General features: G+C 71.6%; 16 protein-coding genes and 1 pseudogene. All 17 read right to left on the reverse strand.

Annotated features, from left to right (window positions below):
* A partial coding sequence (locus tag RHOFW104R8_RS03165; protein WP_153023046.1) for a glycosyltransferase family 39 protein occupies positions 1-893 on the reverse strand: 893 nt, incomplete at its 3' end.
* A gap of 139 nt (positions 894-1,032) precedes the next feature.
* Complete coding sequence (locus RHOFW104R8_RS03170) at positions 1,033-2,238, reverse strand: DegT/DnrJ/EryC1/StrS family aminotransferase (protein ID WP_068094221.1); 1,206 nt, start codon at positions 2,236-2,238, stop codon at positions 1,033-1,035.
* A gap of 22 nt (positions 2,239-2,260) precedes the next feature.
* Positions 2,261-2,668, reverse strand: coding sequence for a multidrug efflux SMR transporter (locus RHOFW104R8_RS03175; protein ID WP_068094218.1), 408 nt, complete (start codon positions 2,666-2,668; stop codon positions 2,261-2,263).
* Positions 2,665-3,042: an EamA family transporter gene (locus tag RHOFW104R8_RS03180; protein WP_068094214.1), complete on the reverse strand. Its 378-nt coding sequence runs from the start codon at positions 3,040-3,042 to the stop codon at positions 2,665-2,667. The genes RHOFW104R8_RS03175 and RHOFW104R8_RS03180 overlap by 4 nt, the downstream gene beginning before the upstream one ends.
* A 2-nt stretch (positions 3,043-3,044) precedes the next feature.
* A complete protein-coding gene (locus RHOFW104R8_RS03185; RefSeq protein ID WP_068094577.1) occupies positions 3,045-3,887 on the reverse strand; it encodes a carboxylesterase in 843 nt (280 codons plus the stop codon).
* Positions 3,888-3,954: 67 nt separating this feature from the next.
* Positions 3,955-4,935, reverse strand: coding sequence for an efflux RND transporter periplasmic adaptor subunit (locus tag RHOFW104R8_RS03190; protein ID WP_068094211.1), 981 nt, complete (start codon positions 4,933-4,935; stop codon positions 3,955-3,957).
* Positions 4,932-5,684, reverse strand: a complete 753-nt coding sequence (locus RHOFW104R8_RS03195; protein ID WP_068094204.1) for an ABC transporter ATP-binding protein — start codon at positions 5,682-5,684, stop codon at positions 4,932-4,934. Before RHOFW104R8_RS03195 ends, RHOFW104R8_RS03190 begins: the two co-directional genes overlap by 4 nt.
* 5 nt (positions 5,685-5,689) lie before the next feature.
* Positions 5,690-6,820 carry an ABC transporter permease gene (locus RHOFW104R8_RS03200; RefSeq protein WP_068094201.1) on the reverse strand — a complete coding sequence of 377 codons (1,131 nt, stop codon included), beginning with the start codon at positions 6,818-6,820 and terminating at the stop codon, positions 5,690-5,692.
* Entirely contained in the window at positions 6,820-8,271 is a 1,452-nt protein-coding gene (locus RHOFW104R8_RS03205; protein ID WP_068094197.1) for an efflux transporter outer membrane subunit, read from the reverse strand. The genes RHOFW104R8_RS03200 and RHOFW104R8_RS03205 overlap by 1 nt, the downstream gene beginning before the upstream one ends.
* A 134-nt stretch (positions 8,272-8,405) precedes the next feature.
* Entirely contained in the window at positions 8,406-9,815 is a 1,410-nt protein-coding gene (locus RHOFW104R8_RS03210; protein WP_068094194.1) for a sensor histidine kinase, read from the reverse strand.
* A complete protein-coding gene (locus tag RHOFW104R8_RS03215; RefSeq protein ID WP_068094190.1) occupies positions 9,812-10,501 on the reverse strand; it encodes a response regulator in 690 nt (229 codons plus the stop codon). Before RHOFW104R8_RS03215 ends, RHOFW104R8_RS03210 begins: the two co-directional genes overlap by 4 nt.
* Positions 10,502-10,667: 166 nt before the next feature.
* A complete protein-coding gene (locus tag RHOFW104R8_RS03220; RefSeq protein ID WP_068094189.1) occupies positions 10,668-11,183 on the reverse strand; it encodes a hypothetical protein in 516 nt (171 codons plus the stop codon).
* Positions 11,157-11,318, reverse strand: a pseudogene (locus RHOFW104R8_RS17930) (hypothetical protein); the annotation flags it as partial. The gene RHOFW104R8_RS03220 and the pseudogene RHOFW104R8_RS17930, both read right to left, overlap by 27 nt.
* Positions 11,319-11,419: 101 nt before the next feature.
* The gene (locus RHOFW104R8_RS03225; RefSeq protein ID WP_068094185.1) at positions 11,420-12,289 is read right to left on the reverse strand and encodes an alpha/beta hydrolase; all 870 of its coding nucleotides are present in this window, start codon (positions 12,287-12,289) and stop codon (positions 11,420-11,422) included.
* Between the two features lie 96 nt (positions 12,290-12,385).
* A complete protein-coding gene (locus tag RHOFW104R8_RS03230) occupies positions 12,386-14,395 on the reverse strand; it encodes a serine protease (protein ID WP_068094180.1) in 2,010 nt (669 codons plus the stop codon).
* 181 nt (positions 14,396-14,576) lie between these two features.
* Entirely contained in the window at positions 14,577-16,820 is a 2,244-nt protein-coding gene (locus RHOFW104R8_RS03235; RefSeq protein WP_068094177.1) for a TonB-dependent receptor, read from the reverse strand.
* A 191-nt stretch (positions 16,821-17,011) separates the two neighbouring features.
* On the reverse strand, positions 17,012-19,243 hold the full coding sequence (locus RHOFW104R8_RS03240) for a glycoside hydrolase family 3 C-terminal domain-containing protein (RefSeq protein ID WP_068094174.1): 2,232 nt from the start codon (positions 19,241-19,243) through the stop codon (positions 17,012-17,014).
* Positions 19,244-19,278: the final 35 nt, after the last annotated feature.

Genomic DNA, 19,278 nt, shown 5'->3' on the forward strand with positions numbered 1-19,278 from the left:
TCCACCCCCCCGCCGATGGAAGCGGATGCGGACGCGACGCGCCCGGTCGAGGCCACCCACGGCAGCAGCATCGCCGGCAGGATCGGCAGGTACCACCACCAGGGGCGGGCATGCGCGAAGCTCTGCACTACACGCCCCAGCGTCTGGTGCAGGAAGATCGCACCCGCATACTGGGCGCCGCCCGCCCTGGCGGCGGGCAATGCCCAGGCCAGCGCCAGCAGCACGGCACCGAGCAGCGCACCGAGCAGCCGCAGCCAGGTCGCGAGCGGCCGCGCCTGCGGCAGCCACCACGGCGCCAGCAGCGCCGGCACGCCGCCCACCAGCAGGGCGACCGGGCCCTTGACCAGGACCCCCGCACCCAGCGCCACGGCCATCGCCGCGAGGGCAAGCGGCCAGCGCCGACCCGCCAGCGCAGGCGTGGCCCGCCACGCCGCCAGCGTGCACAACGTGAGCAGCATGTCGAACATCACCACGCCCGCGTACACCGCGCCCGCGGCGCAGCCCAGCCACAGCCACAGCGAGGCCTGCACGCCCGTCCGCTCGACGCCCAGCCGCCGGCCGAGCGAGGCGAGCAGCGGGAGGGTGGCCAGCGTCACGAACAGCTCCAGCAGGCGCGCCGCCCAGGCGTGCACGCCGGTCACCGACCACGTCAGGTTGATCAGCCAGAACAGCAGCGGCGCCTTGTCCGAATACGGCGCGCCGTCCAGCCACGGCACCAGCCACTGCCCGCTCAGGTGCATGTTCCACGCCACCGCGAGGTAGCGCGTCTCGTCGATCGGCACCGGGAACAGGAAGAACACCGGCGGCAGCAGCAGGATCAGTGCCGCGATCCCGTGCAGTCGCGGGTCCTCGCGGAACCTGCTGGTGATGCCCGTGTGCTGCACTGCTGTCATGCCGCCCCCTGTGGAAACTGCGTGGAAACCGTCGTCGGCGCTGGCGCCCGGACGCCGGCAAACCGGGCGACATTCTTGCGGGTGGAAGATTTCGTCCGTGTGAATTGGCGGCGGCGCGACGGCGCGACGGACGGGCGCCTCAGCCGCACTCGAGCACGCCGCAGATCGTTTCGAGGTCCGTGTCGGTCATCCACGGGCTGTTGCCGATGGTGAGGCTGCGCGCGGCGAAGTCGCGGGCATGCGGCACGTTCTGCGCGGGCACCATGCCGGCGAGGTAGGGGTAGTCGGGCAAGGCGTGGATGAACAGGCGGCTGACGCCGAGGCCGGAGCGCCACAGCTGCGCCAGCGCGGCGTCGCGGCGGCGCCGGTCGGGCAGCAGCAGCAGGAAGAACGGCCAGGTGCCGTGCGCGCCGGCGGGGTCGTCGAGCACGCTGACACCGGGGAGGCGGCGCAGCCGCGGCAGGTGGCGGCACGCCTGCGCCGACAGCTGCCCGAGGAAGGCCGGCAGGCGCACCACGGCATGCGCGCCCACCGCCTGGCGCCAGCGGCCCACCGCATGCAGCGGCAGCGGCAGCGCGAAGTCGTCGCCCACCGCGGCGACCTCGTCGCCGTGGCGCAGCGCGCGGCGCAGCGGATCGCCGTAGGCCAGGCGCAGGCCGCGCGGACGGTATAGCGCGGCATAGCCGACGAGTTCGAGGCTGCGGCGCAGTTCCCAGCTCAGGCTATGGGGCGCGATGCGCGCGGCGGTGCGCGCCAACCGTTCGCGCAGCGCCGGGTCGCGCGCCAGCAGCAGGCCGCCTTCGTAGATCGACAGGCCCTTGCCGGCGGCAAGACTGAAGAAGCCGACGTCGCCGGCCAGCCCCACGCTGGCCTCCGCGCGGCGTGCGCCCAGCGCCTGGGCGGCATCCTCGATCACCCAGGCGCCGACCTGGCGCGCGACGGCGAGCGCATCGGCGACATCGGCGACGCGACCGGCCAGGTGGGTGGGCACGATCGCCAGCGTGCGCTCGTCGCAGGCGGCGCGCAGCGCGGCCGGGTCCATGTCGTAGTGACCGGGACGCAGGTCGCACAGCTGCAGCTCCAGCCCGGCCTGGTGCACCGCCAGCGCCACCAGCGGGCAGGTGTAGGCGGGCACCACCACGCGACGGCGCTGCGGCTGCGCCTCGCGCAGCGTCGCCAGCGTGATCAGCAGTGCGGCGGTGCCGGAGCAGGCGAGCTGCAGCGGCGGCGTGCCGATCAGCGCGGCGACATCGTCGGCCAGCGTGGGCGCGCCCGGGCGCAGGTCGGCCAGCCGCAGCGGCAGGCCGGCGGTGGGCGGCAGTTCATGGCGGCGACGGGGCAGCATGCGCGCAGCGTACCGCGGCGGCTCAGGTGTCCGCGGCGGCCGGCCCGGGCGCGGCGGCGTGCTCGCTGTTTTCGGCGAAGCCGAGACAGACGATGCCGGCGATGATCGCGCTGGCGCCCGCCACGCGGACCAGGGTGAGCTGCTCGTCGAACAGCCACACCGACAGCAGCATCACCGACACCACTTCGAGGTGCGAAGCGGCGAACGCGGGGCCGATCGGCGCGTGCTTGAGCAGGGCCATCCAGGTGAAGAACGCGCCGACATAGCCCACGATGGCGCCGTAGACCCACGGCTGGCCGAACACGCGCAGCAGCCAGGCCACATTCACCTCCACCGGCAGCGCCTGGGTCCCGGCGTACTTGAAGCTGATCTGCGCCAGGCTGTCGAAACCCATCAGCAGCAGGAAGCCGAACAGGTAGAAGCGCCTCATCCGCCGAGCCCCACGATCGCCACGCCGAGGGTGACCAGCAGGATGCCGGCGATGCGCAGCCGGGTGAGCTTCTCGCCGAACAGGATGCGTCCGGCCACCATGATCGCCACGATGTTGATCGAGCCCAGCAGCACGCCCTCGGACAGCGGGACCAGCGACAGGAACGCGATCCACACCAGGAACTCGATCACGTAGCAGCCGACGCCCAGCCACAGCCACGGCCGCGCCGCCATGTGCTTCCAGCGCGCCAGCCCGTCGCCGGCGGTCTCGTCGCCGGCGGCGGCCTTGAACGCCAGCTGGCCGCCGCTGTCGAGCACGATGTTGAGCAGCCACAGACCCGCGACCAGGGGGGAGATGCTGTCGCCCGCCGGCATGTTCAGGCCGCGGCCGCGATGTGCGGTGCGTGGCCGGCGGCGACCACGCGCTCGAAGAACGCCGCCGAGCGGTCGATCAGGGTGCGCCGCTCGCGGTCGATGGTGATCATGTGGTAGCTGTCCTCGAGCAGCAGCAGCTCGGTCGGCGCGGCGACATGGCGCAGCACCAGTTCGGCATTCTTCGGGCTGGCCACGTCGTCGTCGCTGGCGTGGGCGACCAGGCACGGCGCGGTCACCTGCGGCAGCTGGCTGCGTACCGCGGCGGCGAGGCTGTACATCTCGGCCAGCGAGTACCACGGGTTGCCGGGCAGGCCGGCGGCGGCGCTGTCGCCGCCGAGCATGGCGGTGCTGACCTGCGCGCGCAGGCGCTCGTCGCGGATGCCGTAGGGCGGCTGCTCCATGAAGCTGCGGCCGCGGCCGATGCCGAGCTTCTTCAGCAACGGCAGCAGGAACGACAGCCGCGCCATCCGCGGAATGCTCCAGCCGTCGTAGCGGAAGGTGGCGCCGTACACGCCGACGCCGGCGACCTGCCCGGGGCGGTCGGCGGCCAGCTTCAGCGCCAGCAGCGCGCCCATCGACAGGCCGCCGACGAACAGGTGGTCGACCTTTTCGAGCAGCGCGTCGGCGGCCTGCTCCACGCTGGCGTACCAGTCGCGCCAGCCGGTGGCGAGCAGGTCCTCGACGTTGCCGCAGTGGCCGGCCAGCTGCATGCCGTGCACGGTGAAGCCGGCGCGGTTGAGGCCCTTGCCAAGCAGCTTCATTTCCATCGGCGTGCCGGTGAGGCCGTGGATCAGCAGCACGCCACTGCGGCCACCCTCGAAGAAGAAGTCAGTCTGCTGGATCACGCGTTTGCCTTGCGGGGATGGGTCGCGGCGATTTTCATGCATGGCATGGTCGCAGCCGGCGGTTTCCTCAGTCTTTCGCGGGCGGCGCGGCGGGCGGCGCCTTGCCGAAACGCACCATCACGCGCTGGCCGATGCGCAGGCCCCGGGTTTGACCGGGGTCGGGCTGGTCGAACGCCAGCACGCATTCCACCGTGCGGGCATTGGCGCGCACCTGCGGGTCGTTCTCCAGCGTGGCCGGGCCGTACACCTTGCCGACGCGCAGCACGTGCGCGCTCCAGGACGCGCCGGCGCGCCCACTGTCGGCGCTCACTTCCGCCGGCATGCCGGGCTGGATCGCGCCGACGAAGCTGTCGTTGAGTTCCGCGCGCACGATCCGCGGCTTCTGCGGCAGCAGGGTGAACACGGCGCCGGAGGCGGACGACACGCTGGCGCCGGGCTGCGCCGACACGCGCACCACCTCGGCGTCGAACGGGGCCAGCAGGCTGCGCTGCTTCAGCTCGTAGCGGGCCTCGTCCAGCTTCTGGCTGGCCATGTCCAGCGCCGCGCGGGCCGCCTGCTGCTCCGCGTCGAGTTGCGCGGCGGCCTCGCCGGCGTCGTCGGCGCTCTGGCCGTCGCCGGCACCGGCAGCCACGGCCGCGGCCAGCCGCTGCGCGCGCTGCTTCGCCGCCGCCTGCTTGATGCCGAGCAGTTTCAGCTGCGCCTGCGCCTGCTCCCGCTGCGCTTGCGCGGCATCCACCGCCAGCCGGGCCGGCTCGTCGTCCAGCGCGGCCAGCAGCTGGCCCTGCCGGACATGGTCGCCCTCGTGCACCGCGACCCTGGCGAGCACGCCCTCGCGCGGCATCGACAGGCTCAGCAACCCGCCTTCGACGTCGATGCGGCCGCGCGCCACCGCGGCATAGGCGGCGACCGGGCCGGCAGCGGGACCGGCCGGCGCGGCCGGCCGTGAACAGCCCGCGGCCAGCCAGGTGCTGCACAGCGCCAGCGAGCCGAGCCGTAGCCACCGGGAGACGGCAGAGCGTTGCGATGGATGGGACAGGAGCGGTTTCATGAAGGATTTCCGTGGCTGTCGGTGGCCGGCGCCTGGCTGCGCCGGTCGCTGAGTATGCGGCCGTCCTCCATCGCCAGCACGCGGTCGGCGTGGATGACCAGGCGCGGGTCGTGGCTGACGCACAGCACCGTGGTGCCGTGGTTGCGCGCGATGCGATGCAGGATGTCGATGATGACCTGGCCGTTGGCGGCGTCCAGCGCGCTGGTCGGCTCGTCGGCGAACAGCAGCTCCGGCCGCTTGGCCAGTGCGCGGGCGATCGCCACGCGCTGCTTCTCGCCGCCGGACAATTCGGACGGGCGCAGCCGCATGCGGTGCGCCAGGCCGACCTCCTCCAGCGATTGCTGCGCGCGGCAGCGCGCCTCCTCGCGCGACAGGCCCATGTGGTTCAGCGGCAGCTCGACCTGTTCGAACGCGGAGAGCGCGGGGAACAGGTTGAAGCCCTGGAACACGAAGCCGGTGTGCTGCAGGCGGAACCGCTCCAGCGCGCGCAGGTCGAGCTGGCCCAGTTCGCTGCCGAGCGCGCAGACGCGGCCGCCGTCGACCTTCTGCAGGCCGCTGAGGACCGCCAGCAGGGTGCTCTTGCCGCAGCCGGACGGGCCGGAGATCAGGGTTAGTTCGCCGGCCTCGATGTCCAGCGTGAGACCGTCCAGCACCTGCGTGCGCTGTTCGCCGGACACGAAGGCCTTGCTGACGTGTTCGGCACGCAGCGACGGCGGGCGGGCGGATTCAATGACGGTGGCGGCCTGCATCGCGGTTACCTCAGCAAGGTGGCGGGGTCGGCGCGGCGCAGGCTGCGCATCGCGGCCAGGCCGGAGACGGCGGCCAGGCCCATCACCAGGATGATGCAGGCCAGCGCCGCCGTCACGTTCAGCACCACCGGCACATCCTGGCTGCGCGCCAGCAGCATCAGCGCGATGCCGAGCACGCTGGCGCCGAGCAGCCCCAGCGCGCCGACCCAGAACGCCTGCTCCAGCACCACCTTGCGCAGGGCGCCCACGCCCACGCCGAGCGCATTGAGCGTGGCGTACTCGCGCACCGAGCCATTGACCGCGGCGATCAGGGTCTGGCTGGTGATCGCTGCGCCGACCAGGAACACGATGCCGGCCAGGAACAGCACGCCGGCGCCGGCGCCGGTGTCGAATAGCCAGTAGCGCACCGAGATGTTGGCGAAATCGCGGGCGCTCCATGCGGTGTACGGGCCAAAGGCGGTATCGCCGCGCAGGCGCGCGGCCACCGCTTCGGCCTGGGCCGGATCGCGCAGCTTCGCGACCAGGTAGGTCGGGCCATCGTCGCTCGGGTCGCTGTCCAGATGACGCGCGGTATCCAGCGAGCACAGCACGTTGACGCCGCCCAGCGCGCGCAGGCCGGTGCTGATGCCGACCACGCGCACCTGCCGGCCGTTGATGGTGGCGGTCTGGCCGATATCCACGCCGAGCTGGTCCATGGCGGAGCGGTCGACCACGATCGCGTCCGGCTCGGCCAGCCGCGCCCGCAGCGCGGGCGACAGCACCCTGGAATACATCAGGCCGTCGGCGCGGGTGTCGATGCCGGAGACGAACACCGACACGCCGCCGGTTTCATGCGCCCCGCGCCAGTCGCCGTCGACCCACAGGTACGGTTCGACCCGTTCCACGGCCGGATCCATCAGGACGCGCGACTGCAGGTCGGCATTGATCGCGCGGCCCAGGCTCACGCTTTGCGTGCCGGGAAAACCCACCCACACGTCGGCCGACGAGCCGGTGATGTACAGGCTGGTGCTGCCGAAGATGCCCAGCACCAGCGCGATCTGCAGCAGCTGCAGCAGGCCGGCGAAGCCGACCGCCAGGATCGCCGGCAGGAAGCGCCGCCATTCGTAGACCAGGGTCTTGCGCGCGAGGGCAACCATCAGCGGTCCGCCTGTCCCGCGGCGACCGGCGCGGGCGATGCATCCGGCGCCGGCGCGCCCGGCCGCGGCGCGCCGCCGAGCGCCTTGAACAGCGCCACGTAGGCCAGGCTGTGGCTGGCGCGCGCGTCGGCCAGTTCCAGCGCAGCCTGGTCCGCGGCGATCTGGCTCTCGACGCGATCGAGCGGGCTGCCCAGGCGCAGCCCGACGCGTTTCTGCACGGTCTGGTCGACGCGCTGCAGCGCCTGCCATGCGAGCTTGCTGTGCTGCTCGCGCTGCTCTTGCTGCTGCAGGCTGCCGAGCGCGGTCTCCACCTCGGCGACGCCCTGCAGCACGGCCTGCCGGTAGGCCAGCACGCTGGCCTTCAGCTCGTGGTCCCTGGCGTGCTTGGCCGCCACCCGCATGCCCCAGTCGAACAGCGGGATGTTGATCGCCGGGCCCACCGACGCGATGCCGTTGGGGGTGGTGGAAAAACGGTGGTTGTTGTTGATGTCGGTGGCCCAGACCATCGACGCGCCTAGGTCGATGCTGGGATACATATCGGCATGGGCCAACGCCAGCTCGCCGGCGGCGCGCAGCACGTCCGCCTCGGCGTGCGCGATCTCGGGCCGCGTGCGCAGCAGGTCGGCCGGGGTGCCGTCGATCCGCCAGCTGCCCACTTCGGGGGGCGAACCAGCCTGCAACCAGGCCGGATCGGGCTGGTTGCGGCCGAGCAGCACGGCCAGCCGTTGCGCGTTGGCGTCGATCGCCTGACGCGGCGCTGCCAACGCGGCCTGAGCCTGCGCGAAGGCGGCCTGGGCCTGGTCCACCGCGCCCGGCGAGGCCAGTTGCAGGCGCTCGCGCGTCTGCACCAGTTCCCATTCGTGCTGGCGGGCCTGGCTCACCTGCAGCAGCAGCTGTTCCTGCTGCTGGGCGGTGCGCAGGCCGATCCACTCGCGCACCACCTCGGCGACCAGGCTGACCCGCGCGGCCCGCAGATCGGCGAGGCTGGCATCCAGTTCGCCCTGCGACAGGCGCCGGGTGCCTTCGGCGCGGCCGAACAGCCCCAGTTCCCAGGTGGCGTCGAAGCCGGTGACGAAGTACGAGGCGCTGGCGTCGGGGTCGATCGCATCGTTGGTGCGCGCGACCAGGCTGGGCAGGTAGCGTGCGCCGGAATGCTTGCGCAGGATCCGCGCCGCGCGCATGCGCTCGACGGCCTGTGCCACGTCGAGGTTGTCGGCCAGCGCGCGATCGACCAGCGCATCGAGCCCCGGATCAGCGAAGGCGTGCCACCAGCCGTGCAGGTCGGTCGGCGGGGCCGGCTGCGAGGCCACCGCGTGCTGCCACTGCGCCGGCACCGGCGGCGCCAGCTTCGGCAGCGGTGCGGCGCAGCCGGCCAGCCCGCAGAGCAGCGCACCGAGCAGGCCGGTGCGCAAGCGGTTGCCGGAGATGGCCCTGCTCGATCGGGGTGACACGTCGGACGGATTCCATGACGACGCCTCGCGGAAGGCGTGTGTGTCGGTAGGTGGTGGGGATACTCGCGCGTATTGTCGTCGTGAAATCTTACTTCCTCCTGACGACGATGGGGTGGGGGTCGCGCGGGACGTGGTCATGATGGAGAGGCCAAGGCGGGCGGCGGGGGTGGAAAGTGTACGTCCACACGCAGGCCGCGTTCCTGTCCGTTTCGAAAGACGACCTCGGCATGATGGCGTCCGGCGATGCGCCGGACAATGGCCAGGCCGAGTCCGCTGCCCTGCTCCTGGCTGCCGCCGACACGGAAAAAACGCTCGCTCAGCCGCGGCAGCAGCTCCGTCGGCACGCCCGGCCCGTTGTCCTCCACGCTGAGGGTGGCGCCGCCGCCCTCCCGCGCCTGCAGCCGCACCGTGATGACGCTGCCGCGACCGGCATAGCGCACGGCGTTGTCGATCAGGTTGTCCAGCAGGTCCTGCAGGCCGGCCGCGTCGCCCAGGATGTACAGCGGCTCCTGGCGGCCCTCGTAGCCGAGGTCGACGCCGGCGCGGATCGCCTCGTACACGCGCTGCGACACCGCCTCGGGGATCAGCCTGGCGAGGTCGAGCAGCCGGTAATCGCCGGTATCCGCCGGAGCCGCCTGCGCACGGGTCAGCGCGAGCAGCTGCGAGGAGGTACGCGCGGCGCGCCGGGTCAGCCGCTGGATGTGGTCGAAAGCGTCGGACAGCGTCTCCGGCCGCGGATCGGCGAGCGCACGGTCGACGTGCAGGCTCAGCCCCGCCAGCGGGGTGCGCAGCTGGTGCGCGGCGTCGGCGATGAAGCGGTCGTGCAGGGCCAGCATGCCGCGCAGGCGGCCGAACAGCGCGTCGATGGTGCGGGTCAGCGGCTGGATCTCCTGCGGCACGTCGGGACCGTCGATCGGCGCCAGTTCGTCCGGGCGGGTGGCCAGCCGCGCGGTCAGCGGATCGAGCACGCGCAACCCGCGGCTGACCCCGAACCAGACCAGCGACAGTACGCAGGCGATCAGGAAGGTCTGCATGACCACCGCCAGCAGCAGGATCTCGCGGGCCTGCTCGTGGCGGTCGCGCAAGGTCTCGGCGACGACGATGGTGAGGCTGTCGCCGGGGTCGTCCGACGGCGTCACCCGGACATCCGCGGCACGCAGGGTGTGCCCGTCCAGGCGGGTGTCGTACAGGGTGGGCGTGGCGTCGGGCGCCGACGCGGCCACCGGTCGCGCCAGCCGGCCGTCGCCGGCCAGCAGGCCGTGCCGGGAACTGCTCACGCTGAAATAGCTGCGGCCGACCGGATCGTATTCGAGCAGGAAGCGCGCCTGCGGCGTCAGCCGGTCGGCTTGCGGGTCCTTGCCAAGCATCTTGGCCAGCGTCAGCGCGTCGCCGCCGAGGTCGCGGTCGTGCACCCGGTTGGCGTAGGTCAGCGCCACGCCATAGCTCAGCAGCGCATCCAGCAGCAGCAGCACCGCCATCGGGATCAGCAGGAACACCAGCAGCCGGCGGCGCAGGCTGGGGCGCGATGGCGACGACCGCTTCATGCCGACTCGCTTCCGCCTTCGGCAAGCTCTTCCAACAGGTAGCCCAGTCCGCGGATCGTGCGCACGCCGGTGCCGCTGCCGTCCAGCTTGCGGCGCAGGCGATGGATGGCGATGTCCAGCCCGTTGTCGGTCAGCTCCTGGTCCCAGTCGCACAGCGCCTCGACCAGTTGCGCGCGGCTGGTGACCCGGTCGGCGCGCAGCGCCAGCGCCTCCAGCAGGCCGAACTCGCGCGCGGTGAGCTCCAGCGGCGCCTGGTCGACCCAGGCACGATGTCCGGGCAGGTCGAGCCGCAGCCGGCCGAGCTGCAGTTCCGGCTTGCCCTGGCTGCTGGCCCGCCGCAACAGCGCGCGCACGCGCGCCTCGAACTCCGCCAGCTCGAACGGCTTGACCAGGTAGTCGTCGGCGCCCAGGTCGAGCACGCGGACACGATCGGGCAGGCCGTCGCGCGCCGTGATCACCAGCACCGGCAGGCCGGTGCCGCGGTTGCGCAGGCGCTGCAGCACCTCGCTGCCGTCGAGCACGGGCAGGCCGAGGTCCAGCACCAGCAGGTCGTAGCCGTGGTCGCGCAGGGCCGCATCGGCGAGGCTGCCGTTGACCACGTGGTCCACCGCATGGCCGCCATGCCGCAGCGAGGCACGGATGCCTTCGGCAATGGACATGTCGTCCTCGGCCAGCAGAATGCGCATGGAAACTCCGGGTTGCACGCGAATGTGCCGCATCATGGACCACCGGGTCGATGCTGTCTCGTGCGGCTCGGCGGCGTGGATGGGGGCGCGGCGGACCGGTTTCCAGTCTTCGGCCGCGTCCATTCAGACAACGCCGGCGGCCCGCAGTTCGCGGCGCGGCGCCCGCTCAGTCGGCCACGCGCACCTGCAAGGCGCTGAACGCGCCGCTGCGGGCCAGCGCGGTGATGGTATGCGGGCCGGGCTGCGGCAAGGTCAGGCTCCGTGCCGCCGCGCCGTCGCTGCTGCCCTGCAGGCGGCCGTCCAACAGCCACTGCACCTCGCCCTGGACGCCCAGGGCCTTCAGCGTCACGCGCAACGGATGGTCCGCCGCTTCGCCGCCGCGGAACACCGGCGCGATCACGCAGACGTCGTGACGTTCCCGCTCCTTCGTCACCGGGATCTCGAAGGTGGCGCCGGCCTTCGCCTCGATAGTTCTTCGCGTAGAGCATGATGATCCGATTTCGCCAGCAACACGCCGGGGCCATCGTGCGGCGGCGTCACGCCGACCTTCATGGTGTCGCCGGGCGTGGTAGCGCGCCTTGTCCAGCGCCAGCTTCACCTTGTCCGGGCGCGCCGCCTTGCCCAGGTTCTCGTCGTCCCGGCCGTAGCCGGCGATGAACGGGGACACCGCGGTGAGTTTCATGGACGGGGCATACACCTCGACCCGGCAGCTGCCCCACTGCACCGGGCATTCCACCTGGGCCGACTTGCCGGCGGCCGCGTCGACGCCCTTTTCGTCGATCAGCTGCAGGCGCTGGTTCGCGTTCGGCGGCCAGCCGCCGTTGCGCTCGTGCTACCGGTAGAAGTGGCGCGGTTCACGTTGCAGGCGGGCATCGGGCGCGCCGGTTGCGCGGCGCGGCAGTTACGCCTGCGTCGATGTCACTCCGGCGTCTGCCGGCCCAGCCAGTCGCCCAGCTGCATCAGCACCTGGCCGCGCCCCGGTTCGGCCTCGTTGAACAGCTCGTGGTACAGCGTCGAGAAGAAACGCGTGGTCAGCCGGCCCGTCGCGGCCGCCCGGCGGGCAAACTCGCGGCTGCCGGACGGGTCCACCAGCTCGTCGCTGTCCGCCACCAGCAGCAGGGTCGGTTGCGCCAGGCCGGCGGCGTCGGCGATGCACGTGGCGCCGGCACGGAAGATGAAATCGGCCAGCCGCGGCGTGATCCAGCCGTGCTGCAGCCGGTCGCCGCGGTAGTCGATCACCACCTGCCGGTCGTGCGACAGCTTGTCGACGGCCAGTCCGTTGCGCAGCGGCAGGCTCGGCGCGACGCGATTCAGCAGCCGCGCCAGGGCGATCATCCGCGGCGACTCCCAGCTGCGCAGCGCCGGCGAGGACAGCACCAGCGCCGGCGGCGCCACGCGGCCATCCAGCGCCGCGCGCAGGGCGACCAGCCCGCCCATGCTGTGGCCGAGCAGCAGCGGCGGATGCGGCAGGCCGTTGGCGTAGTCGTGGTAGGCGGTGGCGAGGTCTTCCAGCAGGTCGTCGCCGTGGCGCAGGCGGCCGCGGCGGCCCGGGGTCTGGCCATGGCCGCGCTGGTCGTAGCCGCGCACGGCATAGCCGCGCTGGTTGAACCACCGCGCCAGGCGCCGGTAGCGGCCGCTGTGTTCGCCCAGCCCGTGCACCAACAGCACCGCGCCGCGCGCCTGCGGCAGCGGCCAGTCGCGCAGGAACAGCCGCTGGCCGTCGGCCAGGTCGAGCCAGGACGTGGGTTCGGTGCCGTCCGCAGGACGGTTCTGCAGTGCCGCGTGCATGGGTGGTTCGCGTCCGTTTTGGGGTCCGGCGCCGCCGCGCGTGCCGTATGGGCAGGCGCGAATCCCGGTTGGCCGGGATTCGCGCCTGGGCCTCCATCAGTGTTCCGTGACCCGCATGTCCTTCGTCAGCAGGTCGAGCTTGCCCTTCATGTCGGCCTGGGGCTGGGTGCCCGCGGTGCCGTAGAAGGCGGTGTACAGCACCGTGGACGAACTGCCGCCCGCGGCGGCCGGGGCGACCACGGCGTTGATCATCATCAGGTCGTTCTCGTAGCGCGCCACGGCATTGTAGGGATACTGCCGCTCCGCCAGCTTGCGCCAGCGGCTGCTCAGGTCGTCGTCCAGCCCCGGCGGCGGCGCGACGTGGCGCTGGACGTTGACGTTGTTGTGGTCGTCGGAGGCCGAGTCCTTCCAGACGTTCACGTCACCCACGTCCCACACCGGCTTGCCGCCGTCCAGGAAGAAGCGGAAGCCCAGCCACAGCAGGTTGTCCGGCTTGACCTCCTGCAGGGTGGACGGATAGGAGAACGCCACCCGCGGCGAGCTGTAGCTGAAGCGGCGGTCGTACTCGGCGTCGATGCGGATGCCCTTCAGCGTGACCGGCTGCAGCGCCGGGTTGCCGAGGAAATCCTTCCACTGCGCGAGGGTGCCCTGGTAGGTGACGTAGACGAAGCTGCTGAGCTCGTCCAGGTCCAGCATGGTGTCGTGCTCGTGGGCGGGCGGCGTGAAGCGCACCAGCATCACGCTGCCGTCCGGCACCGGCAGCGAATACGCCACCACCAGCGCGTTGGCGTAGGGCAGCGGCCACACGGCGACGTGCCAGGGCCGCTGCCAGCGGTCGAGGCGGGTCGACTCGCGCACGGGCTTGCCCAGCGAGGTGAGCTTGACCTTTTCGCCGGCGACCGCGCGATGGAACATGCCGGTCCGTGCCAGCAGGTCCATGCGCGTCTTCGCGTCACCGTAGAACGTCGCCGCGGCCATCCCGTCGGGCCGGCGCAGGCGCACCAGCCCGTTGCGCGCGACTGCGCCGGTGGCCACGTAGCCGTTGCCGTCCAGCGCGAAATGCTGCGCCTGCTCGCCGACGCGCCGCCATTCGCCGTCGCTGCCGCGCACGATCAGCGAGGGAAAGCCATTCAGTTGCGTCTGCTGGTGCAGCAGGCGCGCCGAACCCGCGCCATTCGGAAACAGGTTGGCGGACTCCTTGGCGAGCAGCGCCTTCAGCTGCGCATCGCTGTTGGCGTCGATGCGCGACTGGAATTCGCGATAAAAGTCGTCCAGGCCGACCGGCAACGCGAACTGCGCCTTGAACTGGCTGTTCTCGACCGTGTCGAACAGGTCGATCTGGTAGGCGAGGCGCGAATCCATCACGGCCCGGCCGGACGGTGCGTCCAGCACTTCGCGGATCGGCAGCGCGTAGTTGAGGTTCTCGTTGGCCGACTTCATCAGCACCACGCCGATCAGCTTGCCGTCCTTGTCCAGCAGCGGCCCGCCGCTGTTGCCGGGCGAGGCGGCGGCGGAGAAGCGCATCCACTTCCAGGCGCCATTCAGCTGCTCCGGCGTGTCGGAGGTGTACAGGCCGTCGCGGATCACCACGCCGGTGCCCAGCGCGTTGCCCACCGCGTAGACCACCTGGTTGAGCGCCGGGCTGGCGTCGACCTCCAGCGCGGCGTCGCCCGCCGGCGGCTGCGCCAGCGTGAACACCACGAAATCCTTGCCCAGCGAGAACTTCTCGATCCTGCCGATCGGGTACACGCGGCCGGCGGCGTCGCGCAGCTCGGGCACCCCCCACAGGCTGCCCGTGCCGGCCAGCAGCACGTGGGCGGCGGTGACATAGCGGTTGTGGCCGATCGCGAACGCCGTGCCGATGGAATAATACTTGTCGGTACGCTCCTGGTAGGGCAGCAGGTCCAGCGGCAGCGGCCGCTCGTAGCTCAGCGGATCGCTGGTCGGCTTGGCCTGCACCACTTCGAAGGTGGCCGCCTGGATCTTCGGCAGCATCGCGGGATCGAGGCTGGCCGCGCGTGCCGCCGGCACTCCCGCCAGGCCCAGGCCGCACAGCAACATCAGCACGCCGAGCCGGCGGATCGCTCCCTCATACCATGTACGCATAGGTTTCCTTTGCCCCGGGGCGGCCGCCCACGGACTCCCCTCGGCATCCTCGCGGGCAGCGGCCGGCATGCATCTTGGCATGGCCGCACGCCGCTTGCATGGCGGGCGCGGGCCGCGGCGCGGGCATGGACGGGACACCCGCCATACCGGCCGCTGGCGCGACGGACACCGGCGCTTCCGGTTACAGCTCGGCGCGGAATTCCACGCCGATGATGCGCGGGTCGTTGACGAAGGCGGTGCGGTTGTTGAAGTCGATCGCGCCGGTGATCGCCCGCTTGTCGGTGATGTTGCGGCCGTACAGGGCGACCTCGCGGCGGCCGTAGTCCCAGTTGTAGCCGAGCCGCACGCCGCCTTCCAGCAACGGCTTGCCCTTGAACTCGGCCGAGTCGTACAGGAAGAAATTCACTTCGCTGCGGTAGTTCCAGTCGGTGTAGACGAAGAACTCGCCGCTGTCCCCGTACGGAATGCCGTAACGCGCGGTGAGCGTGCCGATCCACTTCGGCGCGTTCGGCAAGGTGTTGCCGTCGATCAGCGCATTGCCCGCGGCATTGCGCGGGTTGAGCACGGTGCAGCCGGAGCCGCACACGGCCACCGCCAGGCCCGGGTCCTTCAGCTGGGTGAAGTTGTAGCTGCCGCCGGCGGTGAGCACGAAGTTCGGCGTGAGGTAGGCCTCGAGGTCGAACTCGGCGCCGTAGCCTTCGGTCTTCTTCGCGTTGATCAGGCGGGTGATGTTGATGTCGCCGCCCACCGCGGTGAGCTGCTGGTTGTGCATGTTGTAGCTGTACACGTCCGCGTTGAAGCGCACGTGGTTGTCCATGCCGGTGGTCTTCACGCCCAGCTCGTAGCTGGTGATCGTCTCCGGCTTGGCTTGCGAGATGAAGTCGGAGAACAGCACGCGGCCCTGCACGCTGGGCGCGCGGAAGCCGTTGGCGACGCGCGCATACACGTTGACGTTCGGATTCAGCGTCCAGGTGCCGGTGAGGTCGCCGCTCCAGCGCGAGTCGTGCGGCTGGGCCGTCAAATGCAGCGGACCCGCACCGAACGGCGACAGATAGCGCGTCACCTGGAAGTCGCGTGAGTCGTGCGACCAGCGTGCGCCGGCGCGCAGCTCGAAGTCGTCGGCGAGCTGGTAGTTGGCCGAACCGAACACTGCCCATGCCTTGGTGCGCTGGGTCTGCCTCGCATAGCCGTCCAGGGCATGGTTGTTGAACGTGGCGTAGTCGAAGTTGCTGATCGCGATGTCTTCGTCGAACCAGTAGGCGCCGACCTGCCAGTTGAGCTTGTCGTGCTGGTTGCTGGCGAGGCGGAATTCCTGGGTGAGCTGGCGGTCGTGCGGCAGCGCGTCGGCGGTCTCGGCCGGGAACGGGATGAAACCCGGTCCCATCGGCGGGTGGAACACCGCGCCGTAGCCGCCGTCGACGTCGCCGAGGCTGTAGGTGGTGGCGCGCTCCAGCCCGGTGATCGAGGTGAAGGTGTAGTCGCCGACGTTCCACGCCAGGTGCAGGTTGCTGCCCCAGCTGAACAGGTGCTGCTTGTTGCGCCCGTCCTGCGCGACCTTGTAGCGGTCGAAACCGGGCACGAAGCTGGGGCTGCCCAGTTCGATCGCATTGGCGCGGTTGACCATCGCGCTGCCGTCCAGCCAGCGCGCGTGGCCGTTGATCAGCGCGCTGAAGCCACCGTTCTCGTACAGCGCCTGCAGCCGCACGGCGCGGTCGTTGTAGCCGCCCAGCACGTCCTTCTGGCCGGTGAAGGTGTTGTCGATCCAGCCGTCGCGGTGCTGCGCCAGCGCCGAAACGCGGCCGGACCAGTGCCCGCCGAGCGCGCCGCCGAGCGCGGCCTCGGCATTTGCGGTGCCCAGCGTGCCGTACGAGACGCGGGCGTAGCCGCTGGTCTCCTGGCTCGGGCGCACCGACTCGAACTTGATCACGCCGGCCGGCGAGTTGCGCCCGAACAGCGTGCCCTGCGGGCCGCGCAGCACCTCGACCTGGGCCAGGTCGAACAGCGGGAAGCCCTTCAGGATCGGGTTCTCCTGCACGATGTCGTCGTACACCATCGACACCGGCTGCGAGGCGTTGAGGTCGAAGTCGCTGTTGCCGAGGCCGCGGATGTAGAAGCGCGGGAACTCGCGGCCGTAGGACGTCTCGGCATACACGCTGGGTGCGCGCGAGGCCAGCTGCAGCACGGTGTCGCCGGACTGGCCGAACGCCTCCAGCTTGTCCGCCGTCAGCACGGTCAGCGCCATCGGCACCTTCTGCATGTTCTCCACCCGCTTCGAGGCGGTGACGTTCACGGTCTGCAGCTCGGTGGCCTTGGCAGCCTGCGGCTTGGCCGGGGCGGCCTGCTGCGCCGGCGCGGCGGCCGGCGCCAGCGCGGCGGCAAGGCAGGCAGCAAGTACGGCGTGACGCAGCGAGGTGACGGCGTGCATGGTCGGTCCTTTTGTCGAGGGAGGGGACGACCGCAGTGCGGCCCACTCCGACGCCGCGTCGTCAACGCATTGTCATACAGCCGACCCTTTTGTGAAAGCGAGCCGAAGCATCCCCAGGGAAGCTCTGATTTGGCCCGCCATTCCGGCAAAGGCAGGAATGGCGGGCAAAAAGCCGATTGGCCAGACCTTCCCTAGCGCTGCATGCCGGCGGGAAAGACCCCGGGCAGCCGCAGCTTCGCCTGCTGCTCGATCTGCGCCGAGGAATGGCCGAGCAGCAGGTGGCAGGCGCCGGCCGCGACGCGCCAGCCATGGTCGCGTTCGTCGTAGCGCGCAAAACGCACCGCCGGCAGGGCGAGACGGATCCGCTTCGTCTCGCCCGGCTGCAGCGCCACCTTCTGCCAGCCGACCAGCCGCGATGCCGCCTCGCCGGGGAGCCGCGCATAGAGCTGCGGCACGTCGGCGCCGGCGCGCCGGCCGGTGTTGGTGACCGTGAACGACGCCGTCACCGCGCCGGTCGCATCCGTCGCGACGGCCAGCGGGCCATAGCCGAACGTGGTGTAGCCGAGGCCGTAGCCGAACGGGAACAGCGGCTTCTCGCCACGGCGCTGGAACCAGCGGTAGCCGACGTCGGCGCCCTCGATGTCGTAGTCGACCGTATCGGCAGGCTTGCCCTGCGGCGGCAAGCCGATCTCGGCCAGGCCGGCACCGGCGATCGCCGGGCGCGGCAGCTGCGACTCGTCGCGCGGCCAGCTGAGCGGCAGCCGGCCGGAGGGATCGACTTCGCCGAACAGCAGCCGCGCGATCGCCTCGCCGCCGGCGTTGCCGGGATACCACGCCTCCAGCACCGCCGCGGTCTGCGCCAGCCACGGCATCGCCACCGGGCCGTTGTTCTCCAGCACCACCACGGTGCGCGGGTTGGCCTTGGCGACGGCGGCGACCAGCGCATCCTGGTTGCCGTCCAGCGCCATGCCAGGACGGTCGAACGACTCGGCCGCCCACTGCTGCACGAACACCACCGCCACCTCGGACGACGCCGCCAGCTCCGCCGCAGCCGCGATGTCGGCGCCGCTGGCGTAGCGGGCGTTCCCGCCCACGCGCCGGGCGATCGCCGCCAGCGGCGCGGACGGGTGGTACTTCACCGGGCCGGGCCAGGCGGTCGGCGCCAGGCCGACCACCGGGTTGCCGCCCGGCGCGGTCACCGCGGACGAACCGCCGCCGGCCAGCACGCCCTTGTCCGCGTGCGCGCCGATCACTGCCACCGACTTCAGCGTGCCCGCCAGCGGCAGCAACCCGCCCTCGTTGCGCAGCAGCACCGCGCCCGCTTCGGCGGCGTCCTGCGCCACCTTCGCGTCGGCGGCGTAGTCGATCGGCGCCGGCCCGGCCGGGTGGTCGATCGCGCCGACCGCGAACAGGCTACGCAGGATCCGCTGCACCATGTCGTCCAGCCGCGCCTGCGGCACCTCGCCCGCGGCGACCGCCTCGCGCAGCGGCCCGTCGAAGTAGACCTGCGGGTCGAACGTTTCGCCGGCCGATTCCTGGTCGAGCCCGGCCAGCGCCGACTTCGCCGCGCTGTGCACCGCGCCCCAGTCGGACATCACGAAGCCCTTGAAGCCCCAGTCGCGCTTGAGCACCTGGTCGAGCAGCCACTCGTTCTCGCAGGCATAGGTGCCGTTGACGCGGTTGTACGCGCACATCACCGAGCCCGGCTCGCCGATGCCCAGCGCGATCTCGAACGCGCGCAGGTCCGATTCGCGCGCGGCGACCGGGTCGAGCTTCGCGTTCATCGTGTTGCGGCCGGTTTCCAGGTCGTTGACGGCGTAGTGCTTGAGCGTGGACACCACGTGCTGCGACTGCACCCCGCGCACCGCATGGCCGGCCATGATGCCGGCCAGCAGCGGATCCTCGCCGGCGTACTCGAAATTGCGGCCGTTGCGCGGATCGCGCAGCAGGTTGACGCCGCCGGCCAGCAGCACGTTGAAGCCCTTGCGGTGCGCCTCGAGGCCGATCATCGCGCCGCCGGCCTCGGCCACGGCCGGGTCCCAGCTGGCCGCCGTCGCCAGGCCGGAGGGCAAGGCCGTGGCGCCATCGCTGCTGTGGGCATTGAGCGGGCGCGCCACGCCCAGTCCCGCGTCGGTTTCCTGCAGCGCCGGCAGGCCCAGCCGCGCCAGCGCCGGCACGAAGCCCGCCGAACCCAGCGCGCCGTCCGGCATCGGCCGGCCGTCGGAGCCGCTGCCGTAACGGGCGGTAATCAGCTGGAATTTCTCGTCCGGGGTCATCGCCTGCACCACCAGGGCGGCGCGCGCATCGGGCGACAGCGCGGCGTCCATCCACGGCCGCGCCGGCGGCGGTTCCCCGGCGGCGGCGCCGGCCACCACGGCGAGGGCGATGGCGCTGGCAAGCAGGTACGGCGAACGACGGGACATGGACGACCTCGAGATGGGAAAGGGGTGGCGTGGCG

This window comes from Rhodanobacter sp. FW104-R8 (assembly GCF_001617365.1).
In the GTDB taxonomy this organism is placed as follows: Bacteria; Pseudomonadota; Gammaproteobacteria; order Xanthomonadales; family Rhodanobacteraceae; genus Rhodanobacter.